The sequence below is a fragment of the Bradyrhizobium genomosp. III genome, from assembly GCF_000261705.1.
GTDB lineage: Bacteria > Pseudomonadota > Alphaproteobacteria > Rhizobiales > Xanthobacteraceae > Bradyrhizobium > Bradyrhizobium ottawaense.
Genome location: NZ_AJQF01000140.1, coordinates 1 through 23690, shown reverse-complemented (window position 1 = coordinate 23690; position 23690 = coordinate 1). Strand labels below are relative to the sequence as shown.

The 23690-nt window shown below is 65.5% G+C and carries 16 protein-coding genes and 1 pseudogene; 3 read left to right on the top strand and 14 right to left on the bottom strand.

Annotation, left to right across the window (positions count from 1 at the left end; genetic code table 11):
• Nucleotides 1-3: 3 nt before the first annotated feature.
• The 4 genes from IC66_RS0111990 to IC66_RS0111975 all read right to left on the bottom strand — a co-directional run bounded on the left by IC66_RS0111990 (nucleotide 4) and on the right by IC66_RS0111975 (nucleotide 6490).
• Nucleotides 4-2370 (bottom strand): efflux RND transporter permease subunit, encoded by a 2367-nt coding sequence (locus IC66_RS0111990; RefSeq protein WP_028143222.1) that lies wholly within the window; start codon nucleotides 2368-2370, stop codon nucleotides 4-6.
• A gap of 207 nt (nucleotides 2371-2577) precedes the next feature.
• Complete coding sequence (gene eutC / locus IC66_RS0111985; protein ID WP_028143223.1) at nucleotides 2578-3363, bottom strand: ethanolamine ammonia-lyase subunit EutC; 786 nt, start codon at nucleotides 3361-3363, stop codon at nucleotides 2578-2580.
• 6 nt (nucleotides 3364-3369) lie between these two features.
• Entirely contained in the window at nucleotides 3370-4956 is a 1587-nt protein-coding gene (locus IC66_RS0111980; protein ID WP_038947786.1) for a B12-binding domain-containing radical SAM protein, read from the bottom strand.
• Between the two features lie 151 nt (nucleotides 4957-5107).
• Nucleotides 5108-6490, bottom strand: coding sequence for an ethanolamine ammonia-lyase subunit EutB (locus IC66_RS0111975; RefSeq protein WP_038947785.1), 1383 nt, complete (start codon nucleotides 6488-6490; stop codon nucleotides 5108-5110).
• A 222-nt stretch (nucleotides 6491-6712) separates the two neighbouring features.
• Here IC66_RS0111975 and IC66_RS0111970 point away from each other — a divergent pair, with 222 nt between their 5' ends.
• The 3 genes and pseudogenes from IC66_RS0111970 to IC66_RS0111960 all read left to right on the top strand — a co-directional run bounded on the left by IC66_RS0111970 (nucleotide 6713) and on the right by IC66_RS0111960 (nucleotide 11188).
• On the top strand, nucleotides 6713-8452 hold the full coding sequence (locus IC66_RS0111970) for a methyl-accepting chemotaxis protein (protein WP_038947784.1): 1740 nt from the start codon (nucleotides 6713-6715) through the stop codon (nucleotides 8450-8452).
• Between the two features lie 340 nt (nucleotides 8453-8792).
• Nucleotides 8793-10138: pseudogene (locus IC66_RS0111965) on the top strand (epoxide hydrolase family protein).
• A gap of 141 nt (nucleotides 10139-10279) precedes the next feature.
• Nucleotides 10280-11188 (top strand): LysR family transcriptional regulator, encoded by a 909-nt coding sequence (locus IC66_RS0111960; protein ID WP_038947782.1) that lies wholly within the window; start codon nucleotides 10280-10282, stop codon nucleotides 11186-11188.
• A 93-nt stretch (nucleotides 11189-11281) separates the two neighbouring features.
• On the opposite strand, the gene IC66_RS0111955 is transcribed toward IC66_RS0111960, so the two are convergent.
• From IC66_RS0111955 to IC66_RS0111910, 10 genes are all read right to left on the bottom strand, one after another.
• The gene (locus IC66_RS0111955) at nucleotides 11282-12244 is read right to left on the bottom strand and encodes an alpha/beta fold hydrolase (protein WP_038947781.1); all 963 of its coding nucleotides are present in this window, start codon (nucleotides 12242-12244) and stop codon (nucleotides 11282-11284) included.
• Between the two features lie 139 nt (nucleotides 12245-12383).
• On the bottom strand, nucleotides 12384-13598 hold the full coding sequence (locus IC66_RS0111950) for an acyl-CoA dehydrogenase family protein (RefSeq protein WP_038947780.1): 1215 nt from the start codon (nucleotides 13596-13598) through the stop codon (nucleotides 12384-12386).
• A gap of 182 nt (nucleotides 13599-13780) precedes the next feature.
• Nucleotides 13781-14992 carry an ABC transporter substrate-binding protein gene (locus IC66_RS0111945; protein ID WP_038947779.1) on the bottom strand — a complete coding sequence of 404 codons (1212 nt, stop codon included), beginning with the start codon at nucleotides 14990-14992 and terminating at the stop codon, nucleotides 13781-13783.
• Nucleotides 14993-15103: 111 nt separating this feature from the next.
• Nucleotides 15104-15679 (bottom strand): HdeD family acid-resistance protein, encoded by a 576-nt coding sequence (locus IC66_RS0111940; protein WP_026201537.1) that lies wholly within the window; start codon nucleotides 15677-15679, stop codon nucleotides 15104-15106.
• 128 nt (nucleotides 15680-15807) lie between these two features.
• Nucleotides 15808-17331 carry an FAD-dependent oxidoreductase gene (locus IC66_RS0111935; RefSeq protein ID WP_038947778.1) on the bottom strand — a complete coding sequence of 508 codons (1524 nt, stop codon included), beginning with the start codon at nucleotides 17329-17331 and terminating at the stop codon, nucleotides 15808-15810.
• 27 nt (nucleotides 17332-17358) lie between these two features.
• A complete protein-coding gene (gene folE, locus IC66_RS0111930; RefSeq protein ID WP_028143232.1) occupies nucleotides 17359-17985 on the bottom strand; it encodes a GTP cyclohydrolase I FolE in 627 nt (208 codons plus the stop codon).
• 136 nt (nucleotides 17986-18121) lie between these two features.
• The gene (locus IC66_RS0111925) at nucleotides 18122-19012 is read right to left on the bottom strand and encodes an alpha/beta fold hydrolase (protein WP_038947777.1); all 891 of its coding nucleotides are present in this window, start codon (nucleotides 19010-19012) and stop codon (nucleotides 18122-18124) included.
• A gap of 105 nt (nucleotides 19013-19117) precedes the next feature.
• Entirely contained in the window at nucleotides 19118-19945 is an 828-nt protein-coding gene (locus IC66_RS0111920; RefSeq protein WP_028143234.1) for a hypothetical protein, read from the bottom strand.
• A 215-nt stretch (nucleotides 19946-20160) separates the two neighbouring features.
• The gene (locus IC66_RS0111915) at nucleotides 20161-21039 is read right to left on the bottom strand and encodes a transglutaminase family protein (protein WP_038947776.1); all 879 of its coding nucleotides are present in this window, start codon (nucleotides 21037-21039) and stop codon (nucleotides 20161-20163) included.
• Nucleotides 21036-23558, bottom strand: coding sequence for a circularly permuted type 2 ATP-grasp protein (locus tag IC66_RS0111910; protein WP_038947775.1), 2523 nt, complete (start codon nucleotides 23556-23558; stop codon nucleotides 21036-21038). Before IC66_RS0111910 ends, IC66_RS0111915 begins: the two co-directional genes overlap by 4 nt.
• Between the last annotated feature and the right edge of the window lie 132 nt (nucleotides 23559-23690).

Here is a 23690-nt window from a genome sequence, read left to right as displayed (position 1 = left end):
CGCTCAGATCGCCGGCTTGTCGGTCCCCTGCAGCTTGGCGTGCAGGTTGATCAGCCACATCGCCGTCGGCCGCAGGATGAAGAGGTCGGCGACCAAGGCCATCACCATCGAGAAGGCGCTGAGCCAGCCGAACAGCCGCAGCGACGGCAGGTCGGAGAACACGGTGACGACGAGGCCGCAGGCCAGCACCACCGTGGTCAGGATCAGCGCCGGGCCGACCAGCACGGTCGCCCGCTCCACCGCGAGCGCCGAGCCGACGCCCGGCTTGCTCTCGAGCCGGAGGCGGTTGAGGAAGTGGATGGTGGCGCTGAGGCCGAGACCGAACGAGACCGTAAGCGCGACGACGCTGGCGAATTGCAGGCCCTCGCCCATCGCCCACAGCACCGTTCCCGACATCACCACCGGGAAGATGCCCGGCAGGATGCAGGCGAACATCACCACCCAGGAGCGGAAGGCGAGGCCGATGAAGATCGCGACCAGCGCGAATTCGACGGTGAGCCCGCGGTTCAGCTTCTCGATCATGCTGGCCGAGTTGCGCGCCGCGATCGCGGCAAGGCCCGTCACCGCGACCTCGTAGCCCGGATGCTTCTTGCGGACGGCGTCGAGCTCGGCATCGAGCTTGTCGACGATCGGCAGGAGCTGGCTGGAATCCTTGTCCGGCACGCGGCCGGCGACCACAACCGCGTCCTGCTCGGCGTCAATGAAGCGCCGCACCAGATGCTCGGGAATGACGCTGACATATTCCTTCAGCGTCGCGACGTCGGCGCTGCCGGCCTTTTCCGCAAGCCAGCGGCGCAGGGTCTCGACCGACCAGACATTGCCGACACCGGCCGCCTTCTCCACGGTCGCATGCACGTCCGCGATGGTCTGCAGCGTCTCCGGCGAATAGAGCGATTCACCCTTGGGGAACTGGATCAGCACATTGACCGGGTTGGCGCCGGTGAGCTTGGCGTCGAGCCGGTTGCTGGCAGCGACCGCCTGACGCTTGTCCGGCACCTGGTCGGCAAGCCGGTAGCGCGGCTCCAGATTGGCGTAGATGACGCCGAGGCCGCCGACGAACAGCACTGCGATCAGGCTGAACAGGCCGGGCCGGCCCACCATCCGCACCGCGATCCAATAGCAGAAATTACGCAGCGCCTGGACGCCGGCATCCGCGCTCTGGAACTTGACCGCGAACGTCTTCTCGTTGCGCACGAGCAGCACGCCGAACACCGGCACCAGCGACAGCACCGCGACCAGCGCGATGATGGTGGCGGCGAGGCCCGCCTCACCGAACTTGCGGATCAGGTCCGAGTTGGAGAACTGCAGCGCGATGAAGGAAATGCCGGCGGTGCCGTGCGTCAGCACGCAGGCCGGGCCCACCACCAGCACCGCGTTCTTGAACGCGGTGAACTTGTCCTGGCCCGCGATCAGCCGGTCGCGCGCGGCGAAGGTGAGCTGCATCGAGTCCGAGAAGCTGATGACCATGATGAGCGGCGTCATCACGTTCAGGAACATGTTGAGATTGAAATTGGCCCAGCCGAGCGCGCCGAGCGCCAACAGGATCGCGATCATCGGCGGAAACGCCGCGGCGACCATGAACGAGATCTTGCGGAAGAAGATGATGGCGATGATGCAGCCGGCGAGAATGCCGAGGATGTTGTAGGTCAGCCCGTCGCGTTCGACGGCATTGCGGATCTCAAGCTGCATGACCGGCACGCCCGAGAGCTGCACGTTGAGACCGGTGTCGCTGAGATCCTCCTTCATCAGGGCGCGGATGTCGCCCACGGTCTTGGTCAGCTTGCTGGACGCCACCACCTCCGGATCGAGCGACAGCACGATCAGCGCCAGCGTGCCGTCTTCCGACAACAGCTTGCCGCGGATGATCTCGTTGTTTTTGACGGTCTCGATGAACTTGTCGTAGTCGGCGCCCTCGGGCAGTTCGGCCGGGAACAGCGCCGCCGGCAGCTTGCCCGGTGCCGGCGCCTGGCGCGCCGAGAACAGCGAGACCAGCCCGCGCGTGCCTTCGACCAGTTGCAGGTCGGTGACGAAGTCGCGCAGCTTCTCCAGATTATTCCGGGCCAGCAGGTTCTTGCCCTCGACCACGACGAGGACGTCGAATTCCTCGGCCGGGAACTTCTTCGTGACCTCTTCATATTGATGGAATTCGCGACTGTCGGAGCGAAACAGCTGCGACAGCGAATCGTCGATCTTGATCCGGTGGATGCCGAACACGGCTCCGACGATCAGGACGAGCAGGACGATGCAGGAGACGATCGGCGCCCGGACGGCGATCAGCCCGATGCGCTCCAGCCCGAAGGCGATCGAGGACGTAGGTCCCTGCTCGACCTTGTCGACATGAACCTCATTCTCGCTGTGCTTTTCGAGCATGCCTTATCCAGTTCCTAAATCGGCTCGGGCTGAGAGCTTAGTGCGCCCCGCGAACGGCTTGAAAACGCCATACCAATGGGAGGCTTGCCCTTTGAAAATGCGCGGAAAATCGCCGCGAGGGGTTTAGCAGGTGAACCGGTCTTTTCGCAAGCAGGCGAAGTGTGGCCGAATCGATCAAGAAGTGGCGATCTGGACCGGGGATGCCCGTCATTCGGGCAATGCCGTGCCAATTCGACGCGGCGCGCGGTCCGCGCTCTCGTCCTTCAACGCCACGCCGCTGACCTGCCGGGCCAGCCCCTCGCGGACCAGCCAGGCGATCTTGAAGGCGGCCTCGTCGTAGCTCAACCCGGCGTGGTGGATATTGGACACGCAATTTCGCTCGGCGTCAGTGCGGCCGGGCTTCGGCGCAAAGGTCAGATAAGCGCCGAGGCTATCGGGCGCCGACAGGCCCGGCCGCTCGCCGATCAGCATCAAGGCCATGCGCGCACCGAGAATGGCGCCGATCTCGTCGCCGAGCGCGACGCGCGCGCCTGACGCGACGACGACATGGCCGACCGCGACGTCGTCCCCTTCCGCGAGCAGCGGCAGCAGGCGCCTCACCAGGGCCACCGCATGGGCGTGGACCGCCGCCGCGGACAGGCCGTCGCCGATCACGAGCGCAAGCCGGCACGGCGCCGAAGCCGCTCGCGCCAAGACCTCGGCCGAGCCGGGGTCGAGCCGTCGTCCCAGATCCGGCCGCCGCAGATAGTCCCTGCGGTCGACCGCCTGGCTCCTCACCTCGGTGACGGCAAGCCCCAGCGCGCCGAGATCGGCGACCATACGCGCTGCATCGAAGGCGGCATGCACGGCATCGCGGGCGCGGGCATGATCGAGCGTGAAATCGAGCAGCGCCTTGGTCGGCACGCTAGCGCCGCTGCGCCCGAGCGCCACGCGCGCGGGCGTGAACGCCCGCAGATCGAGGGTCGGACGGCGCGGCAGGGCCGGATCAGACATGTCGCATCATTCGGCGGGAACGGCGGCCTCGCGCAGCCGGATCGAGTAATTCGAGGCGTTCTGCCTGCCGCTGGAGGCCGCGCGCGCAAAGGTGATGAGATGGTGCGCGATCAGGGTGCATCCGATCAGGCCTTCGACATCGCCGCGCTTGAGGCGCCCCAGCGCGAACTTCCAGAACACGCGCTTGTAGTCACCGAGCACGCCGACCTTCCAGAAGATGTTGCGCAGCATGACGAGGCCACGCCTGATGTTGGCCCAGGTCTTCATCTCGTCCGGGGTCGGCACCTTGAGGCGGTGAACATAAACGTGGTCGCATTGATACTGAAAGCGCGCGTAGACCTTCTCGGGCGCATATGCGACCGCCATCGCGTGCTTCCAGGACGCGACGACCTCGTCATAGGGCAGCAGGAAGTCGACGTTGGAATCGCGGCCGTCGTCTTCGACCAGGCGCCCCTCGCGCTCCAGCCGGTCCCACAGCGGCGTCTTCGGCAGCGCCTGAAGCAGGTTGATCGTGAGCAGCGGAATCCGGGACTCCTCGACGAAGCCGAGCAGCGCCTCAGACGTATTCGGCTTGTCGGTGTCGAGTCCCATGATGATGCCGGAGACGACCTCCATGCCGTAGGAGTTGATGGTGCGCACGCCCTCCAGGATCGGGACCATCATGTTGTGGTCCTTCTGCATCGCCTTCAGCGCGTCGGGATCGGGCGTCTCGATTCCGCAGAAGATGGTGATGAAATATGCCTCGCGCATCTTCTCGAGGATCTCGGGCCGCTTGGCGATGTTGAGCGTCGCCTCGCAGGCGAGCCGCACCACGTAGCCGGTCCGCTTCTGCCATTCGATCAGATGCGGCAGCAGATCCAGCGCCGCCTTGCGGTTGCCGATGAAATTGTCGTCGACGAAATAGACCGTGTCCGTCATGCCGCATTCGCGCAGGCGGTCGAGCTCGGCGATGATCTGCTCCGGCGCTTTGAGGCGTGGATTGCGGCCGTAGAGGCCGGGGATGTCGCAGAACTCGCACTGATAGGGACAGCCGCTGGAATACTGGATGCTGCCGAGCATGTATTTCTTCACGTCGGCAAGCTCGTAGGCCGGGATCGGAAACTCCGTCATCGGCACGCGGTCCTTGGTGGTGAGCACCACCTGGGCCTCGGGACGCGTGGTGTCGCGCGACAGGATCTCGATCAGCTGGTTGGTGGCATCGCCGAGCTCGCCGACATGGAGATAGTCGAAGGACGGATAATAGTCGGGACAGGCGCTGACGGAGGGACCGCCGAGCGCGACCGGCAGATCGAATTCATGAGCGCGGCGGCAGATGTCGTTCATCTGCTGGCGCTGGATGTGCATGCCGCTGACGAAGACCACCTCGGCCCACTCGAACTCCTCCCTGGTCGTGCGACGCAGGTTCTCGTCGACGAATTTGACCTGCCAATCCTGCGGCAGATAGGCCGAGATCAGCAGCAGCCCCTGCGGCGGCATGAAGGCACGGACACCATCGGTCAGGGGATAGGAATGCTCGAACGTCCCGAACGACGAGGTGTAGCGCGGAAACACACAGAGAATCCGCCGCGACGTTCCGTTACTTTCAGCTCGCATCAAAGCTCCCCCGCCACGCTCGACCTGGTTGCGGAAATAGCCAGCCAGACACATAGCGTAATGCCGTCGCCGGAATTTCTCAATATTGTGGCACAAGCATAATTCGGAGAGGGACCAATGGTTTCCTGAAGGCCTTAGGGAGCTTCCAGCCTCAGGCGATCAGCCGCGAGGCAAAATCGGGCAGCAGGCCTGCATCGCCGGCAAGACGGAAATCGGCGCCAGTAATCCCTGCCTGCACCAGCCAGTCGTCGAATTCCGGCGCGCGGCGCAGACCGAAGACGTCCCGGACATAGAGCGCGTCGTGAAAAGACGTCGATTGGTAGTTCAACATGACGTCGTCGGCGCCGGGGACACCCATGATGAAGGTGACGCCGGCGGCTGCGAGCAGCGTCAGCAGATTGTCCATGTCGTCCTGGTCCGCCTCGGCGTGATTGGTGTAGCAGATGTCGATCCCGAGCGGCAGGCCGAGCAATTTGCCGCAGAAATGATCCTCCAGCCCGGCGCGGATGATTTCCTTGCCATCATAGAGATATTCCGGGCCGATGAAGCCGACCACGCTGTTGACCAGCAGCGGGGCAAAGGCGCGGGCGACCGCATAGGCGCGCGCCTCGCAGGTCTGCTGATCGACGCCGTGGTGGGCGCCCGCCGACAGCGCCGAGCCCTGGCCGGTCTCGAAATACATCACGTTCTGCCCGACCGTGCCGCGCCCCTGCGACAACCCGGCCTGCTGCGCCTCCTTCAGAAGCGCAAGGTCGATGCCGAAACTGCGATTGGCGGCCTCGGTGCCGGCGACCGACTGGAAGACGAGGTCGACCGGCACGCCCTGCCCGATCAGCGCCAGCGTCGTCGTGACATGGGTCAGCACGCAAGCTTGCGTCGGGATCTTCAGCCGCGTGATGATCTCGTCGAGCAGTCGCAGCAATTGCGCGATGACGGCCGGATCGTCGCTCGCGGGATTGATGCCGATGCAGGCATCGCCGGCACCCAGCAGGATGCCGTCGAGGATCGAGGCGGTGATACCCCTGGCATCGTCGAAGGGATGGTTGGGCTGCAGCCGCGTGCTCATCCGCCCCTTCAGGCCGATGGTGTTGCGGAAGGCGGTGGTGACCTCGCATTTCCGCGCCGCCAGGATCAGATCCTGATTGCGCATCAGCTTCGACACTGCGGCTGCCATCTCCGGGGTGATGCCGCCCGCCAGCTTGCGCAGGATTTCGGGCGTTGCGGCATCCGACAGCAGCCAGTCGCGGAAGGCACCAACCGTCAGCGACGCCACCGGCGCGAAGGCCTTCGCGTCATGGCTGTCGATGACGAGGCGGGTGACCTCGTCGGCCTCGTAGGGAATCACGGCTTCCTGCAGGAATTGGCCGAGCGGGACGTCGGCGAGCGCCATCCGCGCCGCGATCATCTGCTCGGCGGTGTCGGCGGTGATCCCGGCCAGCCGGTCGCCGGAGCGCGGCGGCGTCGCCCTGGCAAGGAGGTCGCGCAGGTCCGGGAAGGTGTGGGTCGTGGCGTCGATGGTATGGCGATAGACCAAGGGTCTCTCCGGGGTGCATCGGCCGGTGGCCGACCTAAGACTATCCTGAAACTCTACCTTCGGATCAAGACGCTGAAATAACTTGCCTTTCCTACGACCAAGGACGGAGGCAGCCAACGGCCGTGTTAACGCCGCATCCACCTTCGTTCTGCATAGTTTTGCATCAAATTCGAACCACCCCGCTCACCGGCCGCTTCAGGCCATTCCGGGCCCCTGAACACCATGACATCAGACCGATCTGGGAATGCCGCCAAGCTGGCTGGCCGTTTCACGCTTGCCACCAAGCTCTATGCGATCTTCGCGCTGTTCGCGCTGCTGACGGCTGCGATCGCGATGCTGTCCGACTACAACAGCCGCCGCGGCGCCGACCTGACCAGCGCGATCGAGACGGCGAACGCCGCAGCTCTGAACGTCGAGCGCGTCAACTCGCTGGTCTATGCGGTCGTGATGGAATCGCGCGGCGTCTACATGTCGACCGAGCCCGCCGTGGTGAAGAAATACGGCGAGGGCCTGCTCAAGTTCAACGCCCAGATCCTCGACGTCGTGAAGCGCTGGGAGACCATCGTTAAAGCCGACGATGCCGAGCAGTTCGCCACCTTCAAGAAGCGCATCGAGCAGTTCGTCGAGTTCCGCAAGGAACTGGTGCGCCGCGGCGTCGAGATCAATGCGGCCGCGGGCCGCGAATGGGGCGACAACGATGCCAACCGCACCGTGCGCTCGGCGCTGAACAAGGATCTCGAGGCGCTGTCCAAGGTCTATGCCGAGCGCGCCAAACAGATCGCGCGCGAGACGGAGACCAATCGCACCCTCTCCTTCGTCCTGACCTGCCTCGGCGGCGTGGCGCTGGCCCTGGTCGTGATCGGCATCGTCATCATCGCCCGCTCGGTCGCCCGGCCGCTCGCCGCGATCACCGCGACCATCAAGCAGGTCGCCGACGGCACCGAGGATGTCGTGGTGCCGCACTCCGACCGCGCCGACGAGATCGGCGCGCTGGCACGCGCGATCCAGGTCTTCCAGGAGGCCATGGGCCGCAACCGCAACCTCGCCGCGCAGGTCTCGCAGGGCTCCGCCGCGCGCGAGGAGCGCGCGCGCCACATCGAACAGTCCGTCGAGGAGTTTCGCGGGGCGATCGGCGCGATCATGCGCGGCCTCAGCGACAACGCCTCGGTCATGCGCGAGACCGCGCAGACCATCACGCGCGTCACCGCGGATGCCTCTAGCCGCGCCGGCACGGCGGCCAATGCCACCGAGCAGGCCTCGCACAACGTCACGGCGGTGGCCGGCGCGGCCGAGGAGCTGTCGGCCTCGGTCGTCGAGATCGGCCGCCAGGTGCGGCAGAGCGCCGGCGCGGTCGAGCAGACCGGCCAGCGCACCGAGAAGTCGATCTCCGAGATCGAGAGCCTCGCCGCGGCGACGCAGCGCATCGACGGCGTGCTCAATCTGATCCAGGCCATCGCCGAGCAGACCAATCTGCTGGCGCTGAACGCGACCATCGAGGCCGCGCGCGCCGGCGACGCCGGCCGCGGCTTTGCCGTGGTCGCTCATGAAGTGAAGACCCTCGCGGGCCAGACCGCCAAGGCCACCGCGGAGATCAGCGAGAACGTCTCGATGATCCAGGCCTCGACCCGCAACGCGGTCGATGCCGTGCGCGAGATCGGCGGCGCGGTGCGCGAGATCAACGAGGTCACCTCCGCAATCGCCGGCGCCATCGGCCAGCAGGACGCCGCCACGCGCGAGATCTCGTCCAACGCGCAAAGCGCGGCGCAGGGCAACGAGACGCTGGTCGCCAACATCACCTCGCTGCGCGACGCCATCGGCGAGACCGATACCGCCGCATCCTCGGTGTTGACGGCGGCGGGCAGCCTGACCGAGACCGCGGACACGCTGTCGCGCGAGGTGGAGAAGTTCTTCCAGAATTTGCGCGCGGGATCGGCGGACGGCCGCATCGCCAGAGCGGGATGATCAAGGCCGGATGATTGGCGCGTCCGCCGCTGCAGGGGCCGCGGCGAGCCTGCTCCAGACAAAAGTGCGAAAACAACCCCATGCACAGTAGACGGGGTCAGCACTATCAATGGCCTGGCGCGGCCTGCACGATGACTGCTGATTTTTCGAAGTCGTTCCCAAGCGGAAATGGACAGCGATGCTGAGCTTGTGCCCTTCGCCACGCCGGCGACGGCTCACAGCATCTAACAACGCCTAACGAGCTATCGGCCGGCCTCCACGCCATGTTGCAGAGCCAGACGAAGGAGTGTCCTGCCCCGCAGGCGCCGATCGCCTGAAGCCAGGAGGCACTCCGATGCCCATGTCATCCAATTTGCCATCCAATTCGTCATCCAAATCCGCAATCATCATCGACAGAGATCGACGCGCGCTTCTCGGCACCGCTGCGATTGGAATTGCAGCGGCGATCTCCGCGAGCGTGTTTTCCGTTCACGGCGCGCTGGCGGCCGACGAGAGCGTCATTCGCCCGTTCCGTATCGACATTCCCGAGCAGGATCTCGTCGAGCTCCGCCGTCGTGTGCTGGCGACACGCTGGCCCGACCGCGAGACCGTTTCCGATCAGTCGCAGGGCATCCCGCTGGCGAAGCTCCAGTCGCTCGTGCACTATTGGGGCACGGGCTACGACTGGGGGAAGATCGAAGCAAAGATGAACGCGCTTCCGCAATTCGTCACTGCTATCGACGGGATCGACATTCATTTCATCCATGTCCGCTCCAGACATCCCAATGCGCTCCCTGTCGTGATCACCCATGGCTGGCCGGGATCGGTGTTCGAGCAGCTCAAGGTGATCGATCCGCTCACGGATCCAACGGCCCATGGCGGACGGCCTGAGGACGCGTTCGACGTGGTGATCCCCTCGATGCCCGGCTACGGATTCTCCGGCAAGCCGCGCGATACCGGCTGGGGCCCCGAGCACACGGCGCGCATCTGGGCAGAACTCATGAAGCGGCTGGGTTACACCCATTACGTCGCCCAGGGCGGCGATTGGGGTTCGCCCGTCTCCAGCGCGATGGCGCGGCTGGCGCCGGCAGGCTTGCTCGGCATTCACATCAACTTGCCGGCGATCGTCCGCCCGACATCGCCGCGATCCTCGCCGCCGGCGGGCCTGCCCCGGCGGAACTGTCCGAGAAGGAACGCACCGCGTTCGAAGCATTCAGCGCGGCTGCCAGGATGGGCAACCGGTCGTATGCGGTGATGATGGGAACGAGGCCGCAGACGGTCGGCTACGGCTTGACGGATTCTCCTGCGGGGCTGGCAGCCTGGATGCTCGGTCATCCAGGGTTCTCGCATTGGAATTACGATGGCACCGACCCCGAGAAGTCCCGCGACGAGGTGCTGGACGACATCACGCTCTACTGGCTGACGAACAGCGCGGTTTCGTCGGCGCGACTTTACTGGGAATACAGCGGGCGCAGTCCCGCTCTCGCCGCCCCCGAGAAGACCGCGGAGATCTCGCTTCCCGTGGCCATCACCGTCTTTCCCGGCGAGAGCTATCAAGCCCCGGAGACCTGGGCCCGGCGCGCCTATCGCAACCTGACCTACTTCCATGAGGTCGACAAAGGCGGTCATTTTGCGGCCTGGGAGCAGCCTGAGCTTTTCTCCGCGGAGCTACGCGCCGCGTTCAAACCGCTTCGGCGCGCGAACTGACGCGCTCAGCGGCTCGACATGTCGATCAACGCGATTCCGCGAAAGCTTTTGCGGTTGCCAGATCGAGGCCGGAAGCCGGCGGCCGATTAGTCGATATAATTTGCTTGCATTCATCGATATGGGCCATGAATAGTGGCGGCCATGGCAAGCCAGGATTTCAACGATTTGCTGGCTTTCGTGGCCGTCGCCCGCGAGCGCAGCTTCACGAAGGCCGCGGCGAAACTGGGCGTGGTGCAATCGACGCTCAGCCATACGATCAAGCGCCTGGAATCGCAGATGGGGCTGCGGCTGCTCACGCGCACGACCCGAAGCGTCGGCCTGACCGAGGCGGGCGAGCGCCTTCAAAAATCAGTTGCGCCCCGCATCGAAGAGATCGAGCGCGATATCGCCGCGCTGATGTCGCTGCGTGACAAGCCGTCGGGCACGATCCGGATCACGCTCTCGGACCATGCGCTGGACACGGTCGTCTGGCCGAAGCTGTCGCCAGTCTTGGGAAAATACCCCGACTTCAAGGTCGAGTTCAGCCTCGACACGGCCTTCCGCAACATCGTCGAAGACGGCTTCGATGCGGGCATCCGCCTCGGCGAAAGCGTCGAGAAGGACATGATCGCGGTGCGCATCGGTCCGGACTGGCGGCTCGTCGCGGTCGCCTCGCCTGCCTATCTGAAGGAGCATCCGAAACCAAGACATCCGCAAGACCTGCTGAAGCACGTCTGCATCAAGCGGCGCGCGGCCGCAGGCGGCCACTATGTGTGGGAGTTCGCCAGGAACGGTCCCGACCTCCGGGTGCGCGTCGAGGGACAACTGACCTTCAACGATTCCCGGGCGATGATCGACGCCGCCCTCAAAGGTTTCGGCATCGCCTATGTCCCCGAGGACATGGTGACGCGGCATGTCCGATCCGGTGAGCTCGTCATCGTGCTCGACGACTGGTCGCCGAAATTCGACGGCTACTATATCTATTATCCGACCTCGCGGCAGAACTCGGCCGCATTCAAGGTGATCGTCGACGCGCTCCGCCATCACGAAGCGCGAGGAAGGCGCCGCTAGTTTGCCTCGGCGGCTTCATGCGCGGCGCGCTGGCGCCGCTGCCGCGTCGCTCAACGATTCGACTGGTATGACCGAGAGCCAATCAGCTCGCCGTCATTTCCCGTCGAGGAAAGCACGCACCTTGCTCACGGTCTGCGCCGGCTGCTCTTCCATGATCCAATGTCCGGAGCCGGTGACGATGCCGCCGTCAACCTTGGTGCCGACTTCGCGCATGATCGCCACTTGCTGATCGCCAAAGGACTTTTCAGCGCCGAGGGCCAGGATCGGTATGTTCAACTTGGTCCCGGCAAAAACCTTGTTGTCCGTGGCGTCTTTCCCGAACGCTGCGAACTGCTCGAAGGCGTAATGCATGTTGCCTGGCCGGGCGTAGAGTTTCGCATAATGGTTGCGGGTCGCTTCGTCGATTGCCTTGGGGTCGGCCGACAGCTCATTGTAGAACCGGTCGAGATAGATGCGCTCGCGGCCCTTGACCAGGCGGTCGACGTCAGGGCCGCGGAAGTTGAAATGCCACAGCATGGGGCTTTTCAGGATTTCGTCCCAGGGCCCGATGCCGGGCAGCGGCGCGTCGATGACGACCCATTTGGTGATGCGGTCGGGATGTTGCGCCGCGAGCGCATAGCCCACCATGTTGCCGATGTCGTGCGTCACCAGATCGGCTTTCTGGACGTTGAGCTTGTCCATGACCATGGCGATGTCGACGCCCTGGTTTTTCTTGTCGTAACCGGCTGCGGGTTGCGACGAGAGCCCCATGCCGCGCAGGTCCGGAACGATCACGGTGTGGTCCTTGTAAAGCGCCTTGGCGAGCGGCGCCCACATGTCGCCTGTATCGCCGAAGCCGTGCAGGAGCACGACCGCCGGTCCCTGTCCGCCAACGCGGACATGCAGGGTGACGCCGTTGACCGAGATGCGCTGGATTTTGAAATCCGCGGGAAAGGGCTCCACTGCGGCAAGCGCGGATGGGCCGCTGCAGATGATCAGGATCATCAAAATAGAGGCGAAGATTGCCGCAATGGATCGCGCGCCGGACGTCCGGCTGCTCGGGACGAAATTGCACATTGTTGACCTGCTCGCTCTTGTGCCGAGCGCAACAACGTCGGCAATGCACGCATTGAAGTGATCCCGTCATCCAAGCATACCATGCTACCTATGACCAGATACTTCCGCGCATTGGGCCAGTCCCGGAGAAACTGTCTGCCTATCCCATCACCCCCCCGCGCTTGATTAGCTCCTTGCCGACAGCAGCCAGATGCACCTGGTCCGGCCCGTCGCCGATGCGGATGAAGCGGGCGTAGACGTAAGCACGCGCCAGGAACGTGTCCTGCGAGACGCCAGCGGCGCCGTGGATCTGGATGGCACGGTCGATGACACGGGCGGCCATGCTGGGCACCACGATCTTGGCCGCCGCGATCAGGTCGCGCGCGGCCTTGTTGCCTTCGCGGTCCATCCTGTCGGCGGCTTGCAGCGTCAGGAGCCGCGCCTGCGCGATCTCGCAGAACGAGTTTGCGATGTCCTCGCGCACCGAGCCCTGCTCGGCAAGCGGCCTGCCGAAGGCCACGCGGGAGACGGCGCGCTGGCACATCAATTCGAGCGCACGCTGGGCGCAGCCGATCAGCCGCATGCAATGGTGGATGCGGCCGGGCCCGAGCCGCCCCTGCGCGATCTCGAAGCCGCGGCCCTCGCCGAGCAGCATGTTTTCCGCGGGCACGCGGACGTTCTCGTAGACGATCTCGGGGTGGCCGACCGGGGCGTCGTCATAACCATAGGTGAGCATGTCGCGGACGATGCGCACGCCCGGCGTGTTTCTGGGCACCAGGATCATGGATTGCTGGCGGTGACGGTCGGGATCGTCGGGCGCGGTCTTGCCCATCACGATCAGGATCTCGCAATCCTCGTTCATCGCGCCTGATGTGAACCATTTGCGGCCGTTGATGACGTAGTCGTCCCCGTCGCGCGTGATGGCACACTGGATGTTGGTGGCATCGCTGGAGGCGACCTGCGGCTCGGTCATCGAGAAGCCGGAGCGGATGCGCCCCTCCAGCAGCGGCTTCAGCCAGCGCTCCTGCTGCGCCCTGGTGCCGTAGTTGGCGAGCACCTCCATGTTGCCGACGTCGGGCGCCGAGCAGTTGAAGACCTCGGGCGCCCAGAGGATGCGGCCCATGATCTCCTTCACCGGCGCATATTCGAGATTGGTCAGACCCGGTCCGTGCTCGCCCGACAGGAACAGGTTCCAGAGCCCCTGCTCCCGCGCCAGCCGCTTCAGGTCCTGCAGGACGGCCGGCGTCCTGTAGCGCGCGGCCTCCGGCTTCACCTGCTCGTAATAGAGCTCCTCGACCGGCTCGACATGTGTCCGCATGAACTGCCGGACGCGCTCCTGGAGCTCCAGCGAACGGGCGGAGTGTTGAAAGTCCATTGGGTTCTCCTCTTCCCTTCTCCCCTTGTGGGAGAAGGTGGCGCGAAGCGCCGGATGAGGGGTTGTTTCAGCGAATGCCATTGTTAGAGGAGTGCGCGGAGATAGACCCCTCACCCGGCTTCGCTTCGCGAATCCACCCTCTCCCACAAGGGGAGAGGGTGCACCGTCTCTGCGGCTGCTCCTCACGTCCCCTTCAGCAATTCACTCGCCACCACCCAGTCGTTGCCGTCGAACTGGAGCATATAGCCATCCTTGATCGGGCGGAAATCCTGCGGCGTGGTATTGAGCGTGATGCCGGGCATCAGCAGCGACAGCGGCACGCTCTTCAGGTTCGCCGCCTGCGCCATGATGTTCTCGCGCGTCAGATTGTCCTTGCACTGCTTCAGCAGCACCACCAATGCCTCGGCGACGGTGTAGCCGTAGAGTCCGGCGACGTTGTTGACGTCGGCATTGGGCAGGCGCTTCTTCATGAAGTCGATATAGGCCGTCATCGCCGGATCGTTCTTCGGCGTCTCGACGAACGGTTTCAGCGACCCGAGCGAGAGCACGCCCTTGCCGGCCTCGAGACCCGCAGGGACCATCACGGTCGCCTTGTTGGCGCAGCCGGAGGCGAGGAAGCGCGTCGGCTGCCAGCCGACCTCGTGGGCTTTCCTGATCGCCTGCGCGCAGGCGCGCGGCGTCACCGAATAAATCATGAAGACGTCGGCCTTGGTGTTCGCCAGCGTCAGCACCTGGGAATCGACGGTGGGATCCGCGACCTCGAAGCTCGAGGCCATCGCGATCGCCTTGTCGGCGTCGGCGCCGAGCGCCTCCTTGACGCCGCGAAGATATTCCTTGCCGGCATCGTCGTTCTGGTAGAGCACGGCGAAGCGCGCGTTCGGGTTCTTGGCGCGGGCATAGGCGACGTCGATCGCGGCCTCGCTGGTGTAGTTCGGCGCCCAGGGCAGCGCCATCGACCAGGGCATGTTGGCCGGATCGTTCCATTTCGAGGCCGAGCTGATCAGAAAGAGCTGCGGCACCTTGTTGCTGTTGAGATATTTTGCGATCGCCGAGCTCGGCGCCGTGCCCATGGTCGCGAAGATGAAGGCGACGCCGTCGCCTTCGACGAGCCGCCGCGCCGCCTCCATGGTCTTGGGCGGCGAGAACGCGTCGTCCAGCGAGATCAAATTGAGCTTGCGGCCGCCAACCCCGCCCTTCTCGTTGACCTCGTCGAAATAGGCCGCGATCACCTTGCCCGTGATGCTGAGCGGCGAGGCCGGCCCGCTATAGGGCATGGTGTTGCCGATCTTGATCTCGGTGTCGCTGACGCCCGGACCGTAGGATTTTTGCGCGGAGACGGATGTGGACAGGCAGGCGGCAGCGAGCGCTGCGGCCAGGGCCAAGGCGGCTTTCATGGTATCTCCCCGGTGATCTCCGCGCGAGGCGGCCGCGCGGGTGCTGCTTTTTGTCAGCGCGTCAGATCAGCGGAGTTCCGCAAGATGGTCTTGCGTCGAGTTGCTGATGGCTCAGCCGCGCCGCTTCAAGCTGAAGCCCAGGCTGATCCAGCCCGCTCCCGCCATGATCAGGTCGATGCCGAGGAACAGGCCGAGGATATAGACGCTGTTCACCGGCCAGCGCGCGACGATCAGCAGGCCGAGCAGCAGCGTGATGACGGCCGACAGCGCCACCCAGACCCACGGGCTCTCGCGCTTCATGCTGAAGGCGAGAAACAGCCTGACGGCGCCCGAGGCGATCAGCGAGGCGCCGAGAAACAACGTCAGCAGGACCGCCGCGAACAGCGGATTCTCGAAGGTCAGGAAGCCCGCGATCACGTAGAGCACGCCGAGCAAGGCCCAGATCAGGAACTTGCCCCAGCTCTTCATCTGGAACGCGCCGATGATCTCGGTGACGCCCGCGACGATCATCATGGCGCCGACCACGATCACGCTCGCCACCGTCGCCATCACCATGCTGCCGAGCGCAATGAAGCCGGCGATGAGATAGACGACGCCGAGCGCGACGATCCAGCCCCATTTGGCATGCAGCGCCGCGATGCCGGAGCCGAGACTTGGGTGATGTGACGTGTCCGAAGCACTGGTCATGACGGCCACTCCTGCTTGCGTAGCCCGGGGGCACGCGCCAGAATAGCACGCATCGTGCCGGGACGACAGCCAGCAGAGCACCCGTACCGGCAGTAACATTGACGCAAATCAAGATCGACTGCGGCGCGTCAGCCGCGCGACCGCTCCATCTCGAGCTCGGCCTTGAGGTTGTCGAGATCGCGGTAGATCGAAGCAATCGCGAGCACGCGGCCGTCCTTGCGGTACTTCAACAGGCAGTCCTTGCCTCCGATGCTGCCGTCGATCGCGACCTCGTCAAAGCTCTCGGCGTGGCCGACATAGTTGATCGGCACGTCGTAGTGTTGCGACCAGAAGAACGGCACCGCGTCGAAGCGCTCGCGCTTGCCGAGCATGTTGCGCGCCGCGGTCTGGCCCTGGCGTTCGGCAACGACCCAATGTTCGACGCGGATGGTTTGCCGGGAATGCGGATCGGGCCAGCGCGCGATGTCGCCGGCCGCGAAAATGCCGGCGACACTGGTCTCGAGATATTCGCTCACGCTGACACCGCGATCCGCCGCAAGGCCGGCGTGCTCGGCCAGCGCAAGGCGCGGCTTGACGCCGATGCCGACCACGACGAGGTCGGCTTCGATGACAGCTCCACTCTTCAGCGTGGCGCGGGTGCCGTCGAGCTTTTCGACTGTGTCCTTGAGATGAAAGATCACGCCGTTCTCTTCATGGAGCGACCGCACGAAGTCGCCCATCTCGGAGCCGAGCACCTTCTGCATCGGCCGCTCTTCCGGCGCGACCACGTGCACCTCGATCTTGCGTGCCCGCAAGGACGCCGCGACTTCGAGGCCGATGAAACTGGCGCCGATTACCAAAGCGCGCCTGGCACTCTCCGCGGCCTTGATGATGGCGCGGCTGTCGGCGACGGAGCGCAAGGTGTGGACATGCGGCTGGTCGGCGCCCGGGATCTGCAGTTTGACGGGCTCGGCGCCGGTCGCGAGCAGCAGCCGGTCGAACGGAAGCCTGTCGCCATTGCCGAGCGTGACGTTGCGCGTCTTCGCATCGATGGCGGAGACGTCGGTGTTGAGCCTGAGATCGATGCCCGCGTCCTGATAATAGTCCTGACCCCGCAGCGGCAGCCAATCCTCCGGTGCGTTGCCCGCGAGATAATCCTTGGAGAGGTTGGGCCGGTCGACCGGCATCGCGCCGTCATCGCTGAGCATGGTGATGGCGCCGGCAAAGCCCTCGCGCCGGAGCGTCTCGGCGGCCGCGAAGCCGGCTGCGCCGCCGCCGACGATGACGAATTTCTCCGGTGTCGGCGCGTTGCGATGAGCGGTCGACGGCTTTGGCGCCTCGCGCTTGCGCCGAACGATGATGTCGTCCCGATCGCGCGCGACCTCCCACACCGCCAGCGCGTTCAGGGCCGGCGGGCGGGTGGCTTCGCCCGTGCGCAAGGAGAAGCAGGCGTGATGCCAGGGGCAGCGGATGGTGTCTCCCACCACCAGGCCCTCGGCGAGCGGCCCGTGGTAATGGCTGCAGGCCGGCTCGATCGCAAAGATCTCGCTGCCGGCCTGCACCAGCAGGACGTCCTCCTCGCCGACATGACCGAGCAGTTTGCCATCCCTGAACGCGGTCGGCGACACGCCTTTGCTCAGGTCGGGTCCGCTCGGCTTGTTGTTCTCGGTCATGGCGCCGTCTCCTTGAGCAGTCGCGGGTCAATCGTCCGAATTGGCGAGCCCCAACAGTTCCTGGCGCGTCAGCGCATTGTCGCGGAATACGCCCAGCATGCGGCTGGTGACGAGATCGGTCCCGGGCTTGTGGGCGCCGCGCGTCGTCATGCAGTGATGCGTCGCCTTGATGATGACGCCGACGCCTTCAGGCTTGAGCACGTCGTTGATGGTATTGGCGATCTGCGCGGTCATCTTCTCCTGGATCTGGAGGCGCTTCGCGTAGATGTCCACCACGCGCGCAAGCTTGCTGATGCCGACGACACGGCCCTGCGGGATATAGGCGACCCAGGCGCGGCCGACGATCGGCGCTATGTGGTGCTCGCAATGGCTCTCGAAGCGAACGCCGCGCAGCACGATCATCTCGTCATAGCCTTCGATCTCCTCGAAGGTCTTTTGCAGGATTTCCGTCGGATCCTGCGCATAGCCGGAAAAATACTCTTCGAAGGCACGTGCGACCCGGTCCGGCGTGTCACGCAGACCGTCGCGCGCGGGATCGTCACCGGCCCAACGGATCATGGTTCGGATCGCCTGCTCGACCTCCGGCCTGTCAGGCCGTTCGACCGGCGCCTGCGCCACCGCGACACGTTCCAGCTTGCGCACTTGTGACTTCATCGAGATCCTCCCCTGCAACGCGCCGCATACAGAAGCGGCTCCTCAGCTTGGACGGCTGCAGTCGCAAAAGGTTCCCAGGATCAGGAAAAATCGGAGGGATGGCAGACAAGCCGGCTGGCCGGGCGAGAAACGACCTTTATGAGGCCGCTTTCCGGACCTCGACCACCGCCTGCGCCCATTCGGCCGGCCGCTCCTGCGGCAGGTTATGGCCGGCATCGGCGAAGACACGCCGCTCGAATGGGCCCTCGAACTTGCGCGCGTGATGAGCGGTGCCGGGATTGACGCCGTCGCTGTCGCCGTCGATCGCGATGGTCGGGACGCGGATCGGCGGTTGGCCCGCGAGCTTCGCCTCGATCGCGGCATAGGCGGGGTCGCCCGCGACCAGCGCGTAGCGGTGGCGGTAGGAGTGGATCACGACATCGACGAAGTCAGGATTGTCGAACGACACCGCGCTCCGTTCGAACGTCGTGTCGTCGAACGCCCATTTCGGCGACCACATCGCCCAGAGCTGGCGGGCAAAGCCACGCCGGTTGCGCTCCAGCGCGCGGCGGCCGCGCTCGTTGTGAAAGAGATATTGATACCAGAGTGCCGCCTCTTCCGGCGGCGAGGCCGGCTCCATGGCGCGGGCGATGTTCTGGATGTTGTAGGAGTTGCCGGAGACGAGGCCGACCACGCGCTCCGGATAGAGCGCAGAGACCACGCAGGCCGCGCGCCCGCCCCAGTCATAGCCGCCGACGACGGCAAGCTTGATGCCGAGCGCGTCCATGAAGGCTAGCAGATCCGCGCCGAGCGCCGCCTGCTCGCCGGAGCGCGGCGTGTCCGCGAAGCGAAATCGCGTCGGCCCGTAGCCACGCAACCAGGGCACCAGCACCCGCGCGCCGGCCTCGGCAATGATCGGCGCGGTCTCGGCATAGGCGTTCACGTCATAGGGAAAGCCGTGGCCCATGATGCAGGGCCAGCCGTCGGGCGCACCGTATTCGCGATAGGCGATGTCGAGGATGTCCGTGGTGACGGTTTTTTGTTGCATGATTTGCTCACGGAGTTGTGCGGTCGTAGGCCGGATGAGCGAAGTGATATCCGGAATCTGGCGCGGCCGGCCACGGATGTCGCTACGCTTATCCGGGCTATAGGGCTATCTCTGCGGGCCTGATAGCGAGATGTCGCGCTCGGCGCGGAAGACATTGCTGTAGAGGTTGGCGATCCATTGCCGGCCGATCTCGGTCTTGTTGAGGTAACCGATCTCGGTCTGGATGTGCGGTGCGACGCTGTTCCAATAGAATTGTGGATAGCGGTTCACGATGTCGGCCGGTGAATCGTAGCCGAGCTGGCGATTGATGCCGACTTCCTCGAACTCGTAATAGAGCGCGTTGGCCTTGCGCAGATAGTTGGGATCGCCGAGCTGGCCGATGAAATCGGCGGCGCGCAGGATCGAGGCATCGACGTCATACTCATGGCCTTCCTGGGCCGGAAAGCGCGTTCCCTCGATAGCGCGGGCGATGCGTTCAGGATCGAGACCGGGAATGTGCTGCAGCCGCCGCGAGACATAGAGCTTCGAGCGGTCGACGTGATACATCATCAAGCTGGCGTCGGAGGCACCACGCGGCAACGAGATCTTGGTGTCGGCGGCATCGATGACGAAGCCGTCGATGTCATCCTCCTCAAACAGCCCGCGGACATAGCCGATATCGTGGGCGAGGCAGGCGATCAGGACATGGACGTAGTCCTCGGCCGTCAGGTGGGTATGGAGATTTCGGCCACTGAGGATCGAATGGCCCGCCAGCGTCACCAGCATCGTATGTTCGATATTATGGTAAAGGGCATCGCTGTTACCGATGCATTCCATCGCGGTGCGGGTTGCGCTCTCGACCATGCTTGCAGCGGTCTCGCCGTACCGACGCCGCATAAACGTACCCAGCAGCTTCTCCAGGGATTCAGCCGCCAGTCTCGGCAACGTCATCATGGATGCAGCCCCGCGTGTCGGTGGTGTCCCATGTCAGCTCCCGAAGTCTCGTTCTTGTCCTCGACGCAACGACCCAGCATAGCCCATCTTGGGCCGAGTGACCAAACCCCCGGGAACGCGATTACGGAAATATGTTACCGTTGTGCTATGCAAGATCGCGGTTGCGGTGAAGGCACGGCACACCCCGGCGGCGAGCCCGGCCGACGAGGCCGCGTTTATTCCACCATCACCACGTCCACGGCGACGCCGAGCTTCTGCTTCGGCGAGCCGACGATGATGCCGTCGACCGGCGAGACGTCCGAAAAGTCGCGCCCGACCGCAAGCACGATATGGTCGTTGGCAATCAGCAGATCGTTGGTCGGGTCGAAATCGACCCAGCCAAGCTCCGCCCCGCACCACAGCGACACCCAGGCATGGGTGGCATCGGCGCCTTGCAGGCGGGCCTGGCCCGGCGGCGGAATGGTGCGTAGGTAGCCGCTGACATAGGCCGCCGGCAGACCGAGCCCGCGCAGCCCTGCGATCATCACATGGGCAAAGTCCTGGCAGACGCCGTGTCGCTTGTCGAAGACCTCGTTCAGCGGCGTCGAGATCACCGTTGCCTTGGGGTCGTAGCGAAACTCGGTGCGGATGCGATGCATGAGATCAATCGCGCCCGCGAGGATGCCCGCGCCCGGTGCAAAGCTCATCCCCGCATAGGCGCTGACCGGACGCAGCACCGGCACCAGCGGGCTTGCGAAGACATAACCGACCGGCGAGGACGGCCCGAGGCTGGTCGCCTCGAAGGCGATGTCGCGGATGCTCTCCCAGCTCGGGCTGCCCGCATCGCGCGTCGGCGGCTTACGTGACACGGAGACACGCGAACGCGAGTCGATCCGCAAATTGCGATGCGCCGCTTCGATCACCACACTCTCCGTCAGAGTGCCGAAGAAATCGCGCCGGACGTGGCGCTCGGCGGGACGCGGGCGGATATCGACCTTGTGCGAGATCAGCTCCTGGCCGCCGCCGCTCCTCGGCTCCAGCCGCAGCGTGCAGCGGGCGAAGCTGACCGGATTCTCGTACTCGTAGGTGGTGACGTGACGGATGTCGTAGATCACGCCAGCCCCGTCAGCTTTTCCGGCCGGGCGGCATTGGGGCCGTGCGGGAAGTAGTGCTGACCGATCGCCTCGGCGAGGCTGAGCAGATCCTGCTCCAGCGCGAACAGCGTCTTGACCTCGAGCTTCTCGGCCTCCGCGGTCGCCAGCATCGCCTGCATCGCCACCGCAAGGCGCTGCGGCTTCTCGATCAGGCCGTGCTCCTTCAGGCTGGGCAGCGCGGCGATGTGCTCGTTCAGCGTCGTCACCTGGAACGCCACCGAACGTGGATTATAGCCGTCGAGCACGGCAAGGTCGCGCACCGGCGCCAGGATCGGCGCCAGCAGATAGCGCGAGCGATAGGTGATCTGGCAATCCACCAGCGTCAGCAGGATGTCGAGATCCTCATCGCCGGCCTCGTCATAGGCGAACTGGCGGGTGAAGCGCGTGGTGTTGATGGCGCGCTCGGTGCGGCGGCCGATGTCGAGAAAGCGCCAGCCGGCGGCGCGGTTCATGTTCTCCTGCGCCAGCCCTGCGAGGCTCGCGAGTTCCTGCAAGGTCAGCTCGGCCGCGCTCAGCACGCCGTCGTCGCCCTCGACCTGGTAGGCCAGGCGCTCGGCCATCTCGGTGATGACCTGCCAGGCATCGGGCGACAGCCGCTCGCGCAAGGAGGTCGCCGTGCGCTGCGCCGCGCGCACCAGCGAAAGGGCCGAGCCGAAACGTTCCGCGCTCTGCAACGCTTCGGCGGTGATCCGCCCGGGCGCGGCGCGCGAGGTTTGCGAGATCGCACCCCAGGCCACCAGCAGGCGCTGGATGCGTTCGCCAGATTGCAGCGAGGCCGCGGTGCCCTTGTTGGGCCCGCTCGGCGAGCCCAAAGCGCGCACCAGCCGCAGCGTCGCCTCGGCGCGTTCGAGATATCGGCCGAGCCAGAACAGATTGTCGGCGGCGCGGCTCGGCAGCACGCCGGCGATGCGGCGGATGCGGACCTTGTCGGTCGCCGGCAGCAGCGTCGCGGTCGAGACCTGCTTGTCGGAGACCACCCAGACGTCGGCGGCGCGCGCGCCGTCGCCCATCGACACCGCGCGCGCATCCGGCTGCTCGGCGATGCGACAGAAGCCGCCGGGCATGATGGCCCAGCCGTCGGGCGTCGCCGCCGCGAACACGCGCAGCACGAAGGGCCGCGGCGTGATCTGGCCCTGCTCCCACACCGGCATGGTCGACAGCCGCACCACCTCCTGGCCGACATAATCCATGCCGCGTGCGGCGATGGCGTCGATCAGGCGCTGGCGGTCGCTCGCATCCAGCTCGCTCGCGAGCACCGGTCCCGCGCTGTCGAAACCGGGCACGCCGCGCCGGTAGGCGCCTTCGATCGCGACCTCGTCGAGCCGCGACAGCACCTCCTCGCGCGCGCTGCGCTGGCCGCACCACCAGGTCGCGATGTGCGGCATCTTCAGCTCTTCGCCGAGCAGGCGGCGGCTGAGCGCCGGCAGGAAGCCGAGCAGCGCCCGCGCCTCCAGCACGCCCGAGCCCGGCATGTTGGCGACGACGACGCCGTCCTTGCGCAGCACGTCGATCAGGCCGGGCACGCCGAGATGCGAGGAGGCATCGAGCTCGAGCGGATCGAGCGAATTGGAATCGACCCGGCGCAAGAGCACGTCGAGCCGCTTCAGCCCGGCGACGGTTCGGATGTGGACGCGGTTGTCGCTGACCGCGAGATCGTCGCCCTCGACCAAGAGGAAGCCGAGATAGCGCGCCAACGTCGCATGCTCGAAATAGGTCTCGCTGAAGCTGCCGGGGGTGAGCACGCCGATCCGGGGCTCGTCGCGGTCGGCGCGCGCGCGCAGGCTGTCGCGAAACGCCTCGAAGAACGGCGCGACGCGCGGCACATTCATCGACTTGTAGAGGTCGGAGAAGGCGCGCGAGAGCACCAGACGGTTCTCCAGCGCGTAGCCCGCCCCCGACGGCGCCTGGGTGCGGTCGCCGAGCACCCACCAGCGGCCGTCGGGTCCGCGGCCGACGTCGGCGGCATAGATCGACAGATAGCGCCCGCCCGGCGGCGGCACGCCGCAGACGGGGCGGAGATATTCGGGACTGCCGGCAATCGCGGCCGCCGGCAGCGCGCCTTCCGCGACCAGCCGGCCCTCGCCATAGATGTCGCGCAGCACCAGTTCGAGCAGCTCGGCGCGCTGGGTGATGCCGGCGCAAAGCTGCTGCCAGTCGGCCTCGTCGATCAGGAGCGGCAGATGGCTGATCGACCACGGCCGGTCGGCGCTGTCGCCGGGCGCACGGTAGGTGACGCCGGCCTCGCGCAGATGGCGGTCGGCCATGCCGAAGCGACGCTCGATCTCGTCGGGCGCGAGCGCGCCGAAGGCATCGAAGAAGCGGCTCCAGACCGCACGCGGGGCGCCGTCGGGGCCCAGGAACTCGTCGGGGATGCCAGGCAAGCGGCGATAGTCGCGGACCCATTGGGCAAAGCGGCGCTGGCCCTCACGCTGGCCTTGCGCCCTACCCGCCTTGTCCTGCTCGGCTGCGCCCTCGCTCATGCGCCTCTCCCTGCCCCACCATCATACTCATTGCAGGAGCGGGGTCCGCAAGTCGAGGGTCAGCGGAAACTCATTTGTGCGTTCCTCGGGCGGCGGCTGGACCGGCCCCGGCGTATGGCCGTGGTCCTGGAA